Raw genomic sequence first — 17,084 nt, forward strand, 5'->3', positions numbered from 1 at the left:
CGCAGGCCGCTGGCGTCAGCGCATCAGACGTTCGATCGTCCATTCCCCGAAGAGCGAGCCCCATGGCAGCCCACCGTCTTGATCGTCGGTGAAGAAGTCCGTCGGATCCGTGGTGTGCACGGATTCCCACAAGGTCAGTACGGGGTCGTCGGGCAGATTCAATTCAAGGCCGCCGACCAGCGTGGCCTGAACCTGATCGAGGTCAGGACATCCGCGTCGCATGTCATCCTCGAGCCACGCCTGGGCTCTGCGCATCTGGTCGAGATCGCCGCCGCCGGAGAAGCCGAGCAGGTCGCGCCAGTTGGGCAAGGCGACCATCGTGGCCAGCGAGCTCCCTAGGCTGGATCCGACCATGCCGGCGCCACCTTCGGAGTCCGCATACATGACGCGTTGCGTGGGCGCCTCCGCGCCGACGGAGAAGAACCTCCCCGCGGCGCCGTCGCACGCGATGAGGTGCAGGCTCGCGCCAGAGGACAACCGCGCACCGGATCCGGTCACGGACGCGATGTCTTCGACATCGAAGTAGACCAACTGCCGCAGCACGCCAGAGATTGATGGTGTTGCCGCCATCCTGCGGAGGAGCGATGCGTCGTCGAGCATCGGCGAACACTACAGCCATCGCGGAACCGCCCGGGCAGTGGCGACGTCACAGCTCGTATGGCCCGGCGTGTGTTTCCCGTGTTCTGCATGGCGCTCGCTGTCGTCGCGCTGGTCGGCGCGTGTGCGCGGCCCGGCACGCACGACGTCGTTGGCGCTCCGCGCGGCCCCGGCGTCATCGACAGCGCGGGGGAGTGGGACACGTTCCCCGTCGACCGGGTGCCGCGCCCGATCATCGTGAGCGGCGGCATGGTCGGGTGGGCGGCCGCGGCCGGTGGCGCGGCCACCGGGTTCCGCACCGGCGATGCCAAGCTGGCGTTCCTGGCCGGGCGGATCGAGCTGGCCACGACGGCGCCCGAGGCGCCGGCGACCGTCGATGCCTACCTGTTCGACGGGCGGTTCACCCTTCCGGCATTGCCCCCGGCCGACGCGTTCGCATCGCTGCGCGGGCAGGGCTCGGCCGATGCCAGCCTCGCGCCCGTCCGTTTCACAACGGTGACGCTGGGTTCCGCGGCGTTCGACACCGACCGCGGCCCGCTGCGGCTGCCGGCCTGGCTGTTCGGTGGGCCCGACGTCAACGGCACCGTCGCCTGGCCGGCCGTGGGCAAGGAGGCGTTCTGGCGCTACGGCGAGCCCAACAACGCCGCGACGCTGCCGCCCACCCACGTCTCACCCGACGGCCGGCGGATCCGGACCGCCGTGCCGGGGAGAGGCTGTCGGAGCGACCCGGTGATGCGCTACCGGGTCGAGGTCACCGAGACCGCGACCACCGTCCTGCTCACCACCGTGGGTGAGACCGTGTCGACACCCGGCCCCGAGGAGCGGGACCAGCCCTGCGTCGCGATCGCTCGAGCGGGGGAGCCCTACGACGTCTACCTCGCCGCTCCTCTCGGCAACCGCGTGGTGATCGAGAGTCCGGAGGTTTTGTCGGACCGCTAGGCCACACTGCCCGCATGACATTGACGACTCGCATGCTCGCGCCGGAGACCTGGTCCGACTTCGCGGCGCTGGTCGAGGCCAACAATGGCGTGTGGGGTGGCTGCTGGTGCATGGGCTTCCATCCGGAGGGCGTCGGCGCCGGGCACACCGCGGCCGGCAACCGCGAGGCCAAGCGTCAGCACGTGACGCGCGGATCGGTCCACCAGGTGCTCGTCTACGACGGCGATCGCTGCGTCGGCTGGTGTCAGTTCGGCTCCCCGCCCGAACTGCCCAACATCAAGAATCTCCGCGCATACGAGCGAGGGCTCGACGAACTGCCCGACTGGCGCATCGGCTGCGTGTTCACCAACTCGAAGGATCGTGGCAAGGGTGTCGCCGCCGCCGCGGTCGCCGCGGCCCTCGACGAGATCAAGCGGGCCGGCGGCGGTGTCGTCGAGGCCTACCCGGAGCAGACCGAGGAGCGGCCGCCGCAGCGGGGAGCCTTCCTGCACACCGGGCCCGAGGAGTTATACGCCCGGCACGGCTTCGCCCGGGTCCGCAAGATCGCCAAGTGGCGGTGGGTCATGCGCGCCACGATCTGACCCCGGATCACGTCTCGACATCAGCTATTGACGCCGTCGTAACACGTGTCTTACCGTTCGTCGAACCGGTTAGTCGAAACGCTTCGACGACGGGCCCGGGAGCGATCCCACTGCTGGCCAAGGGAGGTGCGCGGTGGCCACCATGCACGACGTCGCCCGCCTTGCCCGGGTCTCGGTCAGCACCGTGTCTTACGTGCTCACCGGCACCCGCCCGATCTCCGAGGCCACCCGCACCAAGGTGCTCGCCGCGATGGCCGAGCTCGACTACCAGCCCAACGCGATGGCCCGCGGCCTGGCCACCCGGCGCAGCCGGATCGTCGGCCTGCTGATGCCGATGGACGAGCGCGGCCTGGGCGCCACCGAGACCGCCTTCGTGACCGGTGCGGCGGCCGCCGCCAGCGTCGCCGGCTACCACCTGGTGCTCTCCCCGGTCGGTGCCGCCGACGTCGACGACCTGCGCCGGCTGGCCACCCAGCGGATGCTCGACGGCGTTGTGCTGATGGAGGTGCAGGTCGAAGACGGCCGGGTCGCCGCCCTCCAGGAGGCCGGGCTGCCGGTGGTGCTGATCGGGCGGACGGCCGACACCACCGGCCTGCCGTTCGTCGACATCGACTTCGACCAGACCGTCCGCGAGGCCGTCGCGCACGTCGTCGGGCTAGGCCACCGCCGGATCGTCTACGTCAACCACTCGGCCGCCGCGCTGGCGGCCGGCTACGGGCCGGCGGTGCGCACCCGCGACGCGTTCTTCTCCGCGATGACCGGGCACGGGCTCGAGCCCGTGATGATCCCGGCCGAGGACAGCGCCGCCGGCGGCCGGGCCGCGTTGAGCGCGGCCATCGAGCGAGCTCCCGACCTGACGGCTGTGCTGGCCATGAACGAAAACGCGATCTTCGGCATCCTCGGCGAGCTGGCCGTGCGGCGGCGGGTGGTGCCCGACGACGTCTCGGTCGTCTCGATGGTGACCTCGCCGCAGGTGGCCGAGCTGGCCCACCCGGCACTGACCGCGATGACCTCACCCGGTGCGGCGCTCGGCCGGATCGCGGTGGAGGCCCTGCTACGCCAGTTGGACGGCGCGGGCGGGGAGACCCACCAGCAACTGCTGCCGTGCAAGTTGGAGATCCGTGGATCGACCTGTCCGACCAGGAAGCAACACGAGCTGACCGGCTCGGGACCGCCGGGCAGCTGAGCAAGCAAAAAGCCCGTCGCCGCGCTGGCACGCGACGACGGGCGGGCAAGTACCGGCTCGATACTCATCAGGAGGATAGCAATGGGGCGATTCCGCAAGCTGGGCGTCGCTGTCGTGTTGGCGGCAATAGCCGGCACGACGCTGGCCGCGTGTGGCGGCGATGGGGGTGGCGGCAGCGAAGGCAGCGACGCCAAGGTTCTCAAGCTCTGGCACTACGAGAGCGACAACAGCGCGATGGGGATCGCCTGGGACAAGGCGATCGAGATCTTCAAGACCGAGCACCCGGGCGTCGAGGTCCAGTTCGAGCGCAAGGCGTTCGAGCAGATCCAGCAGAACGCCGGCATGATCCTCAACTCCACTGAGGGTCCCGACATCATGGAATACAACAAGGGCAACGCCACCGCGGGCCTGCTCTCGTCCCAGGGCCTGCTGACCGACCTGACCGCCGAGACCGAGAAGCGCGGCTGGGACAAGAAGCTCAGCCCCAGCCTCCAGACCACCGCCCGCTACAGCGACAAGGGCGTGATGGGCGACGGCAACTGGTACGGCATCCCGAACTACGGCGAATACGTCATGGTCTATTACAACAAGGACCTGTTCGACAAGAACGGCGTCGCCGTGCCGACCACCTACGACGAGTTCACCAAGGCGATGGACACGTTCGTGGCCAAGGGCATCACGCCGCTGGCCGAGGCCGGCGCCGAATACCCGGCCGGTCAGCTGTTCTACCAGCTCGCGCTGGCCAAGGCCGACCGCTCGTTCGTCGACAACTACCAGCTCTACAAGAACCCGGTCGACTTCAAGGCCGACCCGCTGAAGGCCGGCGCGCAGGCCTTCGCCGACTACGTGGCCAAGGGCTACGTCGCCAAGGACTCGGCGAGCCTCAAGGCTGAGGACATGGGCACCGCGTTCATCTCCGGCAAGGTCCCGATGATCGTCTCCGGTAGCTGGTGGTACGGCCGGTTCAAGGACGAGATGAAGGCCAACTGGGACTCGTTCCTGTTCCCGGGCAACAAGCTCAACGCCGGCTCGTCGGGCAACCTCTGGGTGGTTCCCACCAGCAGCAAGGCCAAGAGCCTCGCCTACGACTTCATCGACATTACGATGCGGCCGGAGATCCAGGCGCTGATCGGCAACAACGGTGGTGTTCCGGTGGCCGCCGACGCCTCGCAGATCACCGACCCGAAGAACAAGAAGCTGATCGAGAACTTCAACACGGTCAGCCAGCAGGACGGTCTGGCGTTCTACCCGGACTGGCCGGTGCCCGGCTACTACGACGTGCTGGTCTCCGGTTTCCAGAGCCTGATCAACGGCTCGAAGACGCCCGACCAGGTGCTCGACGCGATCGCCAAGCCCTACAGCGACGGCGTCAAGGAGATCACCGGTAAGTAGAACGGCGAGGGGTGGGCGCGCCCGGCGCGCCCACCCCACCCGGAAGGATCTCCCATGGCACTCACCGAGATCGAGCCTGCCAAACCACGGCGCAAGCGCCGCGGTGGCGGCGCCGGCTACTGGCTCTACCTGCTGCCCGGCGCGGTGCTCTTCATCCTCGTCATCGGCGCTCCGCTGGCCGGCACCCTCTACCTGTCACTGACCAAGTGGTCCGGCGTCGGTGACCCCACCTTCATCGGCTTCGACAACTACACGCGCCTGTTCCAGGACGAGGTGTTCTGGACGTCGTTCAAGAACACCCTCGCGATGATCGTCGCGATGGTGGTCGTGCCGACGCTGCTCGGGCTGCTCCTGGCCGCGGTGCTCTTCGACGTCATCGCCCGCAGGTTCAAGCCGCGCACCGCCGCCGCTTTGCGCGCGGCGTTCTACCTGCCGCAGGTGCTCCCGGTCGTGGTGGCCGGCATCGTCTGGGGCTGGATCCTGCGGCCCGACGGCGCGTTCAACAGCCTGCTCGACTCGATCGGTCTCGGTGCCCTGCGGCACGACTGGCTCGGCGACCCCCACACCGCCCTGCCCAGCGTGATGGCGGTGATGATCTGGGTGCAGATCGGCTACCCGATCGTCGTGTTCATGGCGGCGCTGCAACGGGTCGATCCCGAGCTCTACGAGGCCGCCGAGGTCGACGGTGCCAACTGGTGGCACCGCTTCCGGTCGATCACCCTGGCGCAGATCCGGCCCGAGACCTTCGTGGTCGCGCTGACCTGCACGATCGCCGCGCTGAAGGTGTTCGGCCCGGTGTTCGCGCTGACCCGCGGCGGTCCCGAGAACGCGACCAACGTCCCGTCCTACTTCGCCTACTTCACGTTCTTCAAGAAGCTCCAGGTCGGCTACGGCTCAGCCATCTCCACCGTGCTCACCCTGATCATCGTCGTGGTGGCCGCGGTGTTCATCTGGCTGCAATACCGCAGCGAGCGCCAGGACCGGGAGGTCTGAGATGGCCACAACCCTCGCACCGGCGCCCGCGCCGGCACCGGCCCCGGCATCGACCCGGCGGCGCAAGACCCGCGACCGGCACCACCGGGGCATGAGCCGCTGGCTCGTGCTCACCCTGATCACGCTGGCCGCGCTGGTCATGCTCGTGCCGTTCGTGTTCATGCTGCTCAACGCGTTCAAGTCGCCCGCCGACTATTCCAACGGCGGCCCTTTGAGCTGGCCGAGTGAGTTCTACACGAAGGGCCTGTCGACCTACTGGACCACGGTCAACTTCCCGCTCAAGTTCTGGAACTCGTTCCTCATCGCCGGCTCCGTCGCGGTGCTCGGCGTGGCGGTCTCGGTGCTCAACGCCTACGCGCTCGGCATCGGCCGGGTCCGTGGCCGGCTCTGGATCGTCGGTCTCTTCCTGCTGGCCAACATGCTGCCGCAGGAAGCGTTGATCTATCCGCTCTACTACATCTCGAAGCAGATCGGTCTCTACAACACCCAGCTCTCGGTGATCATCATCTTCACCGTCATCCAGAGCGCGTTCGGCACCTACCTGCTCTCCTCGGTGCTGGGCACCTTCCCGCGCTCGGTGCTCGAGGCGGCGGCGCTCGACGGTGCGGGCAAGTGGACTGTGCTGCGGCGGGTGGTCTTCCCCAACCTGCGGCCGACCCTCATCGTGCTGCTGATCTTCTTCTTCATCTGGACCTGGAACGAGTTCCTGATCCCGCTGGTCATGCTCATCGACAACAGCACGCAGACCATCCCGGTCGCGCTGGCCTCGTTGCAGGGCGACCGGCTGATGGACGCGCCGACGACCAACGCGGGCGCGCTGATCAGCCTGGTGCCGGCGATCCTTTTCTTCATCATTTTCCAGCGCACGTTTTCGCGCGGCATCACAGCAGGAGCCGAGAAGTGAAGTTCACCGACGGATACTGGCAACTGCGACCGGGGGTCAGCGTGCTGCGCCCCGGTGCGGTCGAGTCGGTCGAGCTCGACCAGCGCGGTTTCACCGTCTTCGCACCGACCGGCCGGATCACCAGCCGGGGCGACACCCTCAACCGGCCGATGGTCACCGCCCGGTTCTTCTCTCCAGCCGACGGCGTCATCGGCGTCACCATCGCCCACCACCTCGGCGGGCTGCCCAAGCAGCCGGCGTTCGCGCTGGCCGCCGGCGACGACCACGCGGTCACCGTCGACGTCTCCGGCCTGTCCGCCACGCTGACCGCCGGCGAGCTGACCGCCCGGGTCGCGCTCGTCGACGGCTGGCGGGTCGACTTCCTGCACGGCGACCGGGTGCTCACCTCGTCGACCGAGCGCAGCGTCGGCCTGGTCACCGACGCCGACGGCCGGGCACACGTGCACGACCGGCTGGCGCTCGGGGTCGGCGAGACCGTCTACGGCCTGGGGGAGCGGTTCGGTGCCTTCGTCAAGAACGGCCAGACCGTCGACATCTGGAACGCAGACGGGGGTACGGCCAGCGAGCAGGCGTACAAAAATGTCCCGTTCTATTTGAGCAGCGCCGGCTATGGCGTCTTCGTCGACCACCCTGAGCACGTCTCCTTCGAGATCGGGTCGGAGGTGGTCTCGCAGGCCCAGTTCAGCGTCGAGGGCCAGTCGCTGACCTATTACCTCGTCGACGGCCCGACCCCGAAAGACGTGCTGCGCCGCTACACCGCGCTGACCGGCCGCCCGGCCCGCGTGCCGGCCTGGTCCTACGGGCTGTGGCTGTCGACCTCGTTCACCACGTCCTACGACGAGAAGACCGTCACCGAGTTCATCGACGGGATGGCCGAGCGCGACCTGCCGCTGTCGGTGTTCCATTTCGACTGCTTCTGGATGCGGCAGTTCCACTGGGTCGACTTCATCTGGGACCCGGAGACCTTCCCCGACCCGGAGGGGATGCTGCGCCGGCTGCACGAGCGCGGCCTCAAGGTGTGCGTCTGGATCAACCCCTACATCGCCCAGCGCTCCTACCTGTTCGAAGAGGGGCGCCGCAACGGCTACCTGGTGCTGCGGCCCGACGGCTCGGTCTGGCAGTGGGACAAGTGGCAGGCCGGCATGGCGCTGGTCGACTTCACCAACCCGGAAGCCGTCGCCTGGTACCAGAGCAAGCTCAAGACGTTGCTCGACCTGGGCGTCGACAGCTTCAAGACCGACTTCGGCGAGCGCATCCCGACCGACGTGGTCTGGCACGACGGCTCCGACCCGCAGCGGATGCACAACTACTACGCGCAGGTCTACAACCGCGCGGTCTTCGAGTTGCTGGAGGCCGAGCGCGGCAAGGGTGAGGCGGTCGTCTTCGCCCGCTCCGCCACCGCCGGCGGGCAGCAGTTCCCGGTGCACTGGGGTGGCGACTCCGAGTCGACGTTCGCCTCGATGGCCGAGTCGCTGCGCGGCGGGCTGTCGCTGGCCGCGTCCGGTTTCGGCTACTGGAGCCACGACATCGGCGGCTTCGAGGGCACCCCCGACCCGGCGGTGTTCAAGCGGTGGGTCGCCTTCGGGCTGCTGTCCTCGCACTCCCGGCTACACGGATCCGGCTCCTACCGGGTCCCGTGGGCGTTCGACAGCGAGGCGGTCGACGTGCTGCGGCACTTCACCCGGCTCAAGCTCTCGCTGATGCCCTACCTGGCGGCCGTCGCCGAGGAGGCACACCGCGAGGGCCTGCCGATGATGCGACCGATGGTGCTCGAGTTCCCCGACGACCCGACCGCGGCCTACCTCGACCGGCAATACATGCTCGGCCCCGACGTGCTGGTGGCGCCGGTGATGAGCGCCGACGGCGAGGTGACGTTCTACGTGCCGGCCGGCACCTGGACCCACCTCGTGACCGGCGAGCGGCTCACCGGGCCGGCCTGGGTGACCGAAAAGCACGAGTTCGACAGCGTCCCGGTGCTGGCCCGGCCCGGCGCGGTGATCCCGTTCGGCGACCGCGACGACCGGCCAGACTACGAGTGGGCCGACGGCGTGCGGCTGCGCCTGTACGCTCCGGCACAGGGGCAGCGCACCCGGGTCAGCGTTCCGTCGCCTGGAGACGGGCCCGGCGCCGAGTTCGAAGTGCGCTACGACAATGGAGAGGTCACCGCGGAGTTGATCGCGGGGTCGTCTTCGGGTTACCGGGTTGAGGTGGGACAGTGAGCGATTTTCCGGAGAGCTTCGTCTGGGGTTCGGCGACGGCTTCCTATCAGATCGAGGGTGCGGCCACTGAGGACGGTCGGACACCGTCCATTTGGGACACCTTCAGCCACACGCCGGGGCGCACGCTCAACGGCGACACCGGTGACGTGGCCGCCGACCACTACCACCGCTGGCAGGAAGACCTCGACCACATCGCGGCGCTGGGCCTCGACGCCTACCGGTTCTCGATCGCGTGGCCGCGGGTGCGGCCGGGCGGTTCCGGGCCGTTCAACCAGGCCGGGCTCGACTTCTACTCGCGGCTCGTCGACGGCCTGCTGGAGCGCGGTGTCCGGCCGGTGGCCACGATGTACCACTGGGACCTGCCGCAGGAGCTCGAAGACGCCGGCGGCTGGGCGACGCGGGAGACCGCGCTGCGCTTCCAGGAATACGCGGCCGGCATCGTCGAGGCGCTCGGTGACCGGGTGCACACCTGGACGACCCTCAACGAGCCGTGGTGCTCGGCCTACCTGGGCTACGCCTCGGGCGTGCACGCGCCGGGCCGCACCGACCCGGCGGCGGCGCTGGCCGCGGTCCACCACCTCAACCTGGCGCACGGCCTGGCCGGCCAGGTGGTCCGCGAACTGGCCCCGGCGGCCCAGCTTTCGGTGACGCTCAACCTGCACGTCATCCGCCCGGAGTCAGACTCGGCGGAAGACCGCGACGCGGCGCGGCGGATCGACGCACTGGCCAACCGGGCGTTCCTCGGCCCGATGCTCGACGGTGCCTACCCGGCCGACCTGCTGGCCGACACCGCCGCCATCACCGACTGGTCGTTCGTCCGCGAGGGCGACGAGAAGCTGATCGCGGTGCCGCTCGACGTGCTCGGCGTCAACTACTACTCGAGCACCCTGGTCCGCGCCTGGGACGGGGTCTCGCCCCGGTCCGACGCCGACGGTCACGGCCAGTCCGCGGCCTCGCCGTGGGTCGGCGCCGACAACGTCGACTTCCTGCCGCAGCCCGGCCCCTACACGGCGATGGGTTGGAACATCGACCCGCCGGCGCTGACCGAGCTGCTGCTGCGGCTGCGTGACGAATATCCACGACAGCCGCTGATGATCACCGAAAACGGCGCCGCGTTCGACGACGTCGTCTCGCCCGACGGCACGATCCAGGACGACCGCCGGATCGACTACCTGCACCGGCACATCGCCGCGGTGGCCGAGGCGCGGGCACAGGGCGCCGACGTCCGCGGCTATTTCCTCTGGTCGCTGCTCGACAACTTCGAGTGGGGCTACGGCTACGACCGCCGGTTCGGGATCATCCGGGTCGACTACGACACCCAGGTGCGCACCTGGAAGCAGAGCGCCCACTGGTACCAGCGGCTCGCGGCCACCGGACAACTTCCCTAGGCGCTGATCCTGGACACGGGCTGGCGGAGGATGGTGCGCAACTTCGCCGGCTCGGTCCGCCGCGGGTCGCTGAGATAGATCTCGTGGTGCCGGCCGTCGAACGCGAGGCCGTTCGCCGGCATGAACTCGTGGTGTAGGCGGTGCAGCAGCGGTGCTTCGTCGTCGAAGGATCCGATGTGGAGCACCTGCACGGCGAGCCCTTCCGCGTAGGGCGCGAGCCGCACCGCCGGTGAAGCCTTCTTCGCGGCGACGGCCTCGTCCACCATGGCCGGCGTGATCCATTCCGGCTGGGTGATCATCATGGTCCATTCCCAGTCGTCCTTGGCCCGGTCGATGAACTTCGCCGGGTCGTCGGCCGACCACAGACCCTCCAGCGGCGCGACCACGTAGTCGCGGTCGAGCTGCCGCTTGCTGGCGAACTTCAGCGCGTAGGAGACGGCGAACAGCGCGGCCACGGCCTCGGAGTAGGCACCGCTCGTGTTCGGGTCGCCCTTGCCGTCGACCATCAGAAAGGGCAGCTCCGGCACGTCGAGGAGCTGGAACGCGCCGGCCCGCGGTGCGTAGAGATCCCTACGATCGCGCTTGATGTCCGACTTTCCCGCCACCCGGCGCACCTTACTAGGGTTGGGGTATGGATCGACCGGAGGTTCGCGACCTCGTCTACTTCGCCGCGGTGGCGGAGCACCGGCACTTCGGCCGCGCCGCCGAGCAACTGGGTATGGCACAGCCGCCACTGTCCCGCGCGATCAGCCGGCTGGAGCGCCGGTTGGGCGTCCTGCTGTTCGACCGCACCAGCCGACGGGTCGACCTGACGAAAGCGGGCGAGGTGTTCCTGCGGGAGACCCGCAAGACCCTCGCCGCGCTCGACACTGCCGTGCGCCGGGCACAGCAGGCGGCCCGGCCCCGGCGGCTGGTGCTCGCCGCTCCGGCCGGCACCGGCGCGGGCCGGCTCGCCGAGATGCTCGACGAATACCGCGGCGGCGCGGACTCCGTACCCGTGGAAATGCTCTTCACCACCGACCTGGGCGGCGCGGTCCGCGGCGGTGCCGCCGACGCGGCGCTCATGTGCAGCAGCGACGATCTCGACGGGCTCGACTCGGTCGACCTGTTCGACGAGACCCCGGTCGCGCTCCTGCCTGCGGGCCACCGGCTCGCCGCGCGCGACGGCCTGACGATGCGCGAGCTCGAAGCCGACGACCGCTTCTGCGCGCAGCCGCCGCCGCTGGGCATCGACGAACTCGTCGACCGGATCGCGCTCGGTGAGCTCGTGGTGCTGTCCGGTGCGAGCTCGACCGACCGGCTCGGCTCGGCCGTGGTGGCCGTTCCGGTGCGCGACGTGCCGATCAACCGGATCGTGCTGGCGTGGCCGCGCGAAACCCACTCGGCGGAGCGCGAGCGACTCGTCCGCAGCGCGGTCGACGTGGCGGTCAGATCTGGTTGACGCCGCCGTCCACCACGAGTTCGGAACCGGTGATGTAGCTGCTCTGGTCGGAGGCCAGGAACAGGGCCGCGGCGGCCTGCTCGGCCGCGTCGGCGACCCGTCCCAACGGCACGCCCGAGGCCAGGAACGTGATGAACTCGTCCCCGGTCATACCCGCGGGGGCGTTGCCGCGCAGCATCGGCGTGTCCGTCGTGTGCGGCGCGAGCGCGTTGACCCGGATGCCCCGCTCCTTGAGCTCGATGGCCCAGTTGCGGGTCAACGACCGGACCCCGGCCTTGGCCGCGGCGTAGAGCCCGATGCCGACGCCACCCCGACTGGCCATGGTGGACGAGCAGAGGATCACCGACGCGTGGTCGTTGAGCAGCGGCAGCGCCTTCTGCACGGTGAACACCGCGCTGCGCAGGTTGAGCCGCGTGGCGTGCTCGTAGTCGTCTTCGGTCACCTCGGCCAGCGGCCGCATCGGCGCACCGCCCGCGTTGGCGAACAGCACGTCGATCCGCCGCCCGTCGGCTCCGATGGTGGCGAAGAGCCGTTCGAGGTCGGCCACGTCCGTGACGTCGCCCTGCACCCCGCTGGCGCGGGCCGCGCCGATCCGCACCACGGCCTCGTCGAGCTCCGGCTTGCGCCGTCCCGTGAGGTAGACGTAGGCACCCTCCTCGGCGAAGCGCAGCGCGCTGGCGAACCCGATGCCCTCGCTGGCACCCGTCACCACCGCGACCTTGCCGTCGAGCTGACCCATTGCTTTCTCCCCTGACTCGCTGGTCCGCGCGGCCGGCCGGTTGACCGCCCGCCGCAGCCAGTCCATCTCGCGGGAGCTGCACCAACAATGATCAATTCGGCAAGGACCGATACCCGAGAGGTATCGATCCGCCCGACTCGAACCCGACCAGCGCCTTGTGAGACGCTGGCGCTCACCTCGGCGCCCCCACCCCCGGATCAGAAGACCGTTCCATGGACCTAGGCATCATCGGCCAGGCCGCCGGCCTGTTCGCCGTCACCAACATCGACGACATCCTGGTCCTCGCGCTCTTCTTCGCCTAGGGCGCCGGGCACCGCGACGCCACCCGCAACATCGGCGCAGGCCAATATCTCGGTTTCGCGGGCATTCTCGCGGTCGCCGTGGCCGCCGCGTTCGGTGCCACGTTCCTGCCCGAGAGCGCCGTGCCGTATCTCGGCCTTCTCCCGCTCACACTCGGCATCAAAGCCGCCGTGCAGGCCTGGCGGCACCGCGGCGACGACGACGGCGAACCCGAGCTCACGCACGGCGGCCCGCGGATTCTCGAGGTCGCCGCCATCACGTTCGCCAACGGCGGCGACAACATCGGCGTCTACGTGCCGGTCTTCGCCACCGCCGGCACCGGCGGCATGACCGTCTACGTGGTCGTCTTCCTGATCCTGGTCGCCGTCTGGGTCGCAGCCGGGCGCTACCTCGCCACCCGTCCCGTCGTCGCCAGAGCCCTGAGCCGATGGGGCCACATCCTGCTGCCCGTCGTCTTGATCGGCATCGGCCTGCTCATCCTCATCGAAGGCGGCGCCTTCGGGTCAACAGGTTGAGTGGAACCGCCCACCGGGCGATCGGTCAGGAGTCATGAGTGGTCTTCCCGAGCTCTTCGGCCAGCCCGACGATGATGCCTTCCGGGCCGCGGACGTAGCAGAGCCGATAGATCTCCTCGTAGCGGGCCACCTCGCCGACGAGTTCGGCGCCGTGGGTGCGCAGGCGGGCGACGACGTCGTCGATGTCGTCGACGGCGAACATGATCCGGCGGATGCCCAGCGTGTTGGCCGGCGCGTCCGCCGGCCCGGCGCTGATCGCCTTCGGCGCGTGGAACATCGCCAGCTCGACCCGGCCGTGACCGTCTGGGGTCCGGAGCATCGCGACGTCCTGCCGGACATCGCTGATCCCGATGACCTGCTCCACCCAAGGTCCTTCAACCGGTCCCTTGCCCTCCAGCTCCATGCCCAGTTCGACGAAGAACGCGATGACAAGATCAAGATCTTCGACGACGATGAGTACGTTGTCCATCCGCTGGAGCGTCATGCCGGGTCTCCCTGGTGTCGTGCGGCCGCGTCAATCCGTCGAGCGGAGCCGCCAGCCCGGTCTCGACATCCGTCGTCGATCAGCCACCGCAGCAGACCGCCGGCATCCCGGCCGCGCCGCGCGGGATCGTCGTAGAGGCTGGCCGATCCGGGATCTTCCCGGAGGCGCAGCGACTCCCGGGCGATGAGGTTCCACCGCTGGTCCAGGCTGTCCCGGACGTATCGACCCGCGCCGCTCTTCGACGTCAGCGTCCCGGTGGTCAACAGGTGGTGCAGTCGCGCGGGCCCGAGCCCGACGAACGCCACCGAGGCGTCGTGACCACCGAACACCGTCGGACCCGCGTCGTCGACCTGCTTGGCGATGCCGCGCCAGAAGGTGTCCAGGTTGTTGCGGGTGAACTCGAGCAGCGCCGCCAGGTCGGTGAAGACAGGTGGCAGCTCACCGCGCACCGTGATGCCGCGTTCGGCCAGCTCGTGCCAGGTCACCAGATTGATGTCGATGGTGCCGGCGGCGGCGAACTCGCCCTGGTAGAAGACTGGCCGCCGGCCGACCAGCGCGGGTGCCGCGGCCAGATCGGCGGACGTGCAATGGAAACCGTCGAACACGAGCGACGGGAAGCGGACCTTCGTCGCCTCGTGCGCCGCGCGCAGCAGCGCGAGGTCGGCACCCGTCGGCAACTCTTCCCACAGCCCGACGAAATCAACGTCACTGCCGGCGAAGAACTCGCCCCAGCAGAGTGAGCCGTGCAGGAAGAGACCCGCCACCCGGCCCGGCAGCCGGTCGTCGATCTCGCTCAGGAAGAAATCCGATACCGCCGGCGGCAGAGTCACGCCGGCAGACTATCGACTGACCGGCGGCCGTGCATGGATGCGCTATGAATGGCGGCGTGACTTCGTTGGAGCGCGCCGGTCGGGGGATGGCCATCGCGACGCTGGCGTCGCGGGCGGCGGGCTTCCTGCGGATCGTGGTGCTGGCGGCCGCGCTGGGCCTGGGCACCCGGTTGCTCGACAGCTACAACGTGGCCAACACGCTGCCCAACGCCGTCTACGAGTTGGTGGTCGGCGGTGCGATGGCGAGCGTGGTGGTGCCCCTGCTGACCCGGGCGGCGTTGACCGAGCCCGACGACGGCGTGGTCTACGCGCAACGCCTGCTGTCGTTGATGGTCTACGGGTTGAGCGCCGTCACCGTCGTCGCCGTGTTCGCCGCTCCGCTGCTGGTGGACCTCTACACGCCGGGCTTCACCGCCGAGCAGCGCGATTTGGCCGTGGTGTTCAGCCGCTATTTCCTCCCGCAGATCCTGTTCTACGGCGTGAGCGCGACGGCCGGCGCGGTGCTCAACATCCGCGGCCGGTTCGCCGCGCCCATGTGGGCGCCGCTGTGCAACAGCCTGGTGGTGATCGCGGTCGGGCTGACCTACCTCGCGATCGGTGGTTCGACCGGCATCGCGGGCCTGACGACGGGCCAGTTGACGCTGCTCGCCGTCGGCACCACCGCGGGTGTGTTCGCCCAACTCACCCTCGTCGTGTGGGCGCTGGCGCGGAGCGGTTTCCCGGTGCGCCTGCGGCTGGATCCCCGGGGCATCGCGATCCGCCGGATCGGCCGGCTCGGCGGGTGGGTGCTGATCTCGGTCGTCGCCGCGCAGGTGCTGCTGGCGGTGGCGACCCGGTCGGCGTCGTTGAGCGGGCCGGGCGGCATCACCGCCTACCAGAACGCCTACGCGGTGTTCCAGGTGCCGTTCGCGGTCATCGCACTGTCGGTGATGACCGCGATGCTGCCGCGGCTGAGCCGCAGCGCGGCCCGTCTCGACCATGCCCGGGTGATCCGGGACCTGTCGCTCGCGGTGCGGGTCGCCGCCGTGACCATGGCACCGATCGCGGTGGCGATGATGGTCCTAGGTGGACAGATAGCCATCCTGCTGTTCGGCCACGGCCGCAGCGCGGCGGCGACGGTGAGCCTGCTGGGCCTCGTCGTGGCGGCGTTCGGCCTGGCCCTGGTGCCGTTCACCGGATACATGATCCTGCAACGCGGTTTCTACGCCTTGCAGGACACGAAGACGCCGGCATTGATCGCCGCGGGTGTCGCCGCGATCGGGGTCGCGGGTTGCCTGGGTGCCGCGTGGCTGCTGCCGTCCGCCGACATCGTGGTCGGCATCCCGCTTGCCTACGCCGCCGCCTACACCGTCGGGCTCATCACCACGGCTCTCGTGCTGCGCCGCCGCCTCGGCCGGATCGACGGCAACCGGCTCGTCCGCACGCACCTGCGAATCCTGGTCGCGGCGACCGTCGGCGCAGGCTGCGCGGCCGTCACCGTTCAGGCGGTGGCGCCGCTGGTCCCGCCGGGCTGGGCCGGGTCACCGGTCACGATCGCGGTGGCTGCCCTGGCGGGCGGCCTCGGCTACGTCGCCGCCGGGCGGCTATTGCACCTGACGGAACTGCGACACCTGGTGGCGACAGCGCTGCACAGCGTTCGCGGCGGCTGAACCACTAGCCCCGCAAGGAGTGCACCATGCTCCGCAGAATTCTCAACGCGGCCGACTGCTCGTCCTGCGTCAGGCCGCTCAGCATCCTGACCTCGACGGACCGGACCGCAACGGTCGCCTTCTCGAGGCTCCGTCGACCGCGTGGCGTCAGGCGCGTGGGAAGAGCCTTCCCGACCGGGGCCTGCGCCGGCCGGGTCACGTAGCCGTCCCGTTCCAGGGCTTGCAGCAAAACGTTCATCGACTGCCGGGTCACGAACGCTCCGCGCGCGAGCTCGGAGTTGGACAGGCCCGGGCGCTGTGCGAGCAGTTCGAGGCAGGAGTAGTGGGTCACCGTCATCCCCAGCGGCCGCAGCACCGCCTCCATGGCCGCGCGGAGGGCGCTCGACGCCTCTTTCAGCAGGTAGCCCAGTGACGTATCGAGGTCGACGCCGTCTTGACTCATGTCAGCAGTCTGACATAGGTTGGGTGATGTCAGAAAACTGACACAACATGAAGGAGCATCATCATGCCTGTCACCGGCCCTGACTTCATCTCCCTCCAGGCCCGCGACCTCGACGCGTCGCAGGCGTTCTATGAGCGCTACCTCGGCCTGGTCCGCTCTCCGGCGGGCCCGCCCCATGCCGTCGTCTTCGAGACGACACCAATCGCGTTCGCGCTGCGCGACGTCGTTCCCGGCACCGACCTCGCATCCGTGGCCCAACCCGGCATCGGTGCCGCGGTCTGGCTGCACGCCACCGACGTCCAGGCCATCCACGACGCTCTCGCCGCCGACGGCCACCCGATCGTCTCGGCTCCCATCGACGGCCCGTTCGGCCGCACGTTCACCTTCGCCGACCCCGACGGCTACCAGGTCACCCTGCACGACCGCGCCTAAGAGCCGCCGCGGACGCCAGCGCGCCGACGACCCGCGCCCAAGAGCCGCGCGGA

Annotated in this window: 18 protein-coding genes; 12 read left to right on the forward strand and 6 right to left on the reverse strand. The window is 69.4% G+C overall.

Annotation, left to right across the window (positions count from 1 at the left end):
* Window positions 1-15 precede the first annotated feature (15 nt).
* Window positions 16-600: a hypothetical protein gene (locus tag DFJ67_RS27410; protein ID WP_147315619.1), complete on the reverse strand. Its 585-nt coding sequence runs from the start codon at window positions 598-600 to the stop codon at window positions 16-18.
* A gap of 87 nt (window positions 601-687) precedes the next feature.
* Between DFJ67_RS27410 and DFJ67_RS27415 the strand changes: the two genes are divergently transcribed.
* From DFJ67_RS27415 to DFJ67_RS27450, 8 genes are all read left to right on the forward strand, one after another.
* A complete protein-coding gene (locus tag DFJ67_RS27415; RefSeq protein WP_147315620.1) occupies window positions 688-1,536 on the forward strand; it encodes a hypothetical protein in 849 nt (282 codons plus the stop codon).
* A gap of 14 nt (window positions 1,537-1,550) precedes the next feature.
* The gene (locus tag DFJ67_RS27420; RefSeq protein WP_239097277.1) at window positions 1,551-2,117 is read left to right on the forward strand and encodes a GNAT family N-acetyltransferase; all 567 of its coding nucleotides are present in this window, start codon (window positions 1,551-1,553) and stop codon (window positions 2,115-2,117) included.
* Window positions 2,118-2,259: 142 nt separating this feature from the next.
* On the forward strand, window positions 2,260-3,303 hold the full coding sequence (locus tag DFJ67_RS27425) for a LacI family DNA-binding transcriptional regulator (protein ID WP_239097281.1): 1,044 nt from the start codon (window positions 2,260-2,262) through the stop codon (window positions 3,301-3,303).
* An 81-nt stretch (window positions 3,304-3,384) separates the two neighbouring features.
* Complete coding sequence (locus DFJ67_RS27430; protein ID WP_116070668.1) at window positions 3,385-4,695, forward strand: ABC transporter substrate-binding protein; 1,311 nt, start codon at window positions 3,385-3,387, stop codon at window positions 4,693-4,695.
* A gap of 54 nt (window positions 4,696-4,749) precedes the next feature.
* Complete coding sequence (locus tag DFJ67_RS27435) at window positions 4,750-5,688, forward strand: carbohydrate ABC transporter permease (protein WP_116070669.1); 939 nt, start codon at window positions 4,750-4,752, stop codon at window positions 5,686-5,688.
* Between the two features lies 1 nt (window position 5,689).
* Window positions 5,690-6,592 (forward strand): carbohydrate ABC transporter permease, encoded by a 903-nt coding sequence (locus DFJ67_RS27440; protein WP_116070670.1) that lies wholly within the window; start codon window positions 5,690-5,692, stop codon window positions 6,590-6,592.
* Window positions 6,589-8,811 (forward strand): alpha-xylosidase, encoded by a 2,223-nt coding sequence (yicI, locus tag DFJ67_RS27445; RefSeq protein WP_116070671.1) that lies wholly within the window; start codon window positions 6,589-6,591, stop codon window positions 8,809-8,811. Before DFJ67_RS27440 ends, yicI begins: the two co-directional genes overlap by 4 nt.
* Entirely contained in the window at window positions 8,808-10,199 is a 1,392-nt protein-coding gene (locus DFJ67_RS27450) for a GH1 family beta-glucosidase (RefSeq protein WP_116070672.1), read from the forward strand. Before yicI ends, DFJ67_RS27450 begins: the two co-directional genes overlap by 4 nt.
* Here the strand turns inward: DFJ67_RS27450 and DFJ67_RS27455 are convergent.
* A complete protein-coding gene (locus DFJ67_RS27455; protein WP_116076697.1) occupies window positions 10,196-10,804 on the reverse strand; it encodes a GyrI-like domain-containing protein in 609 nt (202 codons plus the stop codon). The genes DFJ67_RS27450 and DFJ67_RS27455 overlap by 4 nt on opposite strands.
* Before the next feature lie 26 nt (window positions 10,805-10,830).
* Between DFJ67_RS27455 and DFJ67_RS27460 the strand changes: the two genes are divergently transcribed.
* Entirely contained in the window at window positions 10,831-11,640 is an 810-nt protein-coding gene (locus DFJ67_RS27460; protein WP_116070673.1) for a LysR family transcriptional regulator, read from the forward strand.
* On the opposite strand, the gene DFJ67_RS27465 is transcribed toward DFJ67_RS27460, so the two are convergent.
* Window positions 11,627-12,379 (reverse strand): SDR family NAD(P)-dependent oxidoreductase, encoded by a 753-nt coding sequence (locus tag DFJ67_RS27465; RefSeq protein WP_116076699.1) that lies wholly within the window; start codon window positions 12,377-12,379, stop codon window positions 11,627-11,629. The two genes, DFJ67_RS27460 and DFJ67_RS27465, sit on opposite strands and share 14 nt — an antisense overlap.
* A gap of 332 nt (window positions 12,380-12,711) precedes the next feature.
* Between DFJ67_RS27465 and DFJ67_RS27470 the strand changes: the two genes are divergently transcribed.
* A complete protein-coding gene (locus tag DFJ67_RS27470; RefSeq protein ID WP_409362938.1) occupies window positions 12,712-13,194 on the forward strand; it encodes a cadmium resistance transporter in 483 nt (160 codons plus the stop codon).
* Window positions 13,195-13,219: 25 nt separating this feature from the next.
* Here the strand turns inward: DFJ67_RS27470 and DFJ67_RS27475 are convergent, their stop codons facing one another.
* Both DFJ67_RS27475 and DFJ67_RS27480 read right to left on the reverse strand, forming a co-directional pair.
* A complete protein-coding gene (locus DFJ67_RS27475; protein ID WP_116070674.1) occupies window positions 13,220-13,678 on the reverse strand; it encodes a VOC family protein in 459 nt (152 codons plus the stop codon).
* Window positions 13,675-14,508 carry a hypothetical protein gene (locus DFJ67_RS27480; RefSeq protein WP_116070675.1) on the reverse strand — a complete coding sequence of 278 codons (834 nt, stop codon included), beginning with the start codon at window positions 14,506-14,508 and terminating at the stop codon, window positions 13,675-13,677. Before DFJ67_RS27480 ends, DFJ67_RS27475 begins: the two co-directional genes overlap by 4 nt.
* Window positions 14,509-14,594: 86 nt before the next feature.
* Between DFJ67_RS27480 and murJ the strand changes: the two genes are divergently transcribed.
* Window positions 14,595-16,157, forward strand: a complete 1,563-nt coding sequence (gene murJ, locus DFJ67_RS27485) for a murein biosynthesis integral membrane protein MurJ (RefSeq protein ID WP_116070676.1) — start codon at window positions 14,595-14,597, stop codon at window positions 16,155-16,157.
* A gap of 4 nt (window positions 16,158-16,161) precedes the next feature.
* Here the strand turns inward: murJ and DFJ67_RS27490 are convergent, their stop codons facing one another.
* Complete coding sequence (locus DFJ67_RS27490) at window positions 16,162-16,599, reverse strand: MarR family winged helix-turn-helix transcriptional regulator (protein ID WP_116070677.1); 438 nt, start codon at window positions 16,597-16,599, stop codon at window positions 16,162-16,164.
* 63 nt (window positions 16,600-16,662) lie between these two features.
* On the opposite strand from DFJ67_RS27490, the gene DFJ67_RS27495 reads away from it, so the two are divergent.
* On the forward strand, window positions 16,663-17,031 hold the full coding sequence (locus DFJ67_RS27495; RefSeq protein ID WP_116070678.1) for a VOC family protein: 369 nt from the start codon (window positions 16,663-16,665) through the stop codon (window positions 17,029-17,031).
* Window positions 17,032-17,084 lie beyond the last annotated feature (53 nt).

Origin of the sequence: Asanoa ferruginea (assembly GCF_003387075.1) — a bacterium.
GTDB lineage: Bacteria > Actinomycetota > Actinomycetes > Mycobacteriales > Micromonosporaceae > Asanoa > Asanoa ferruginea.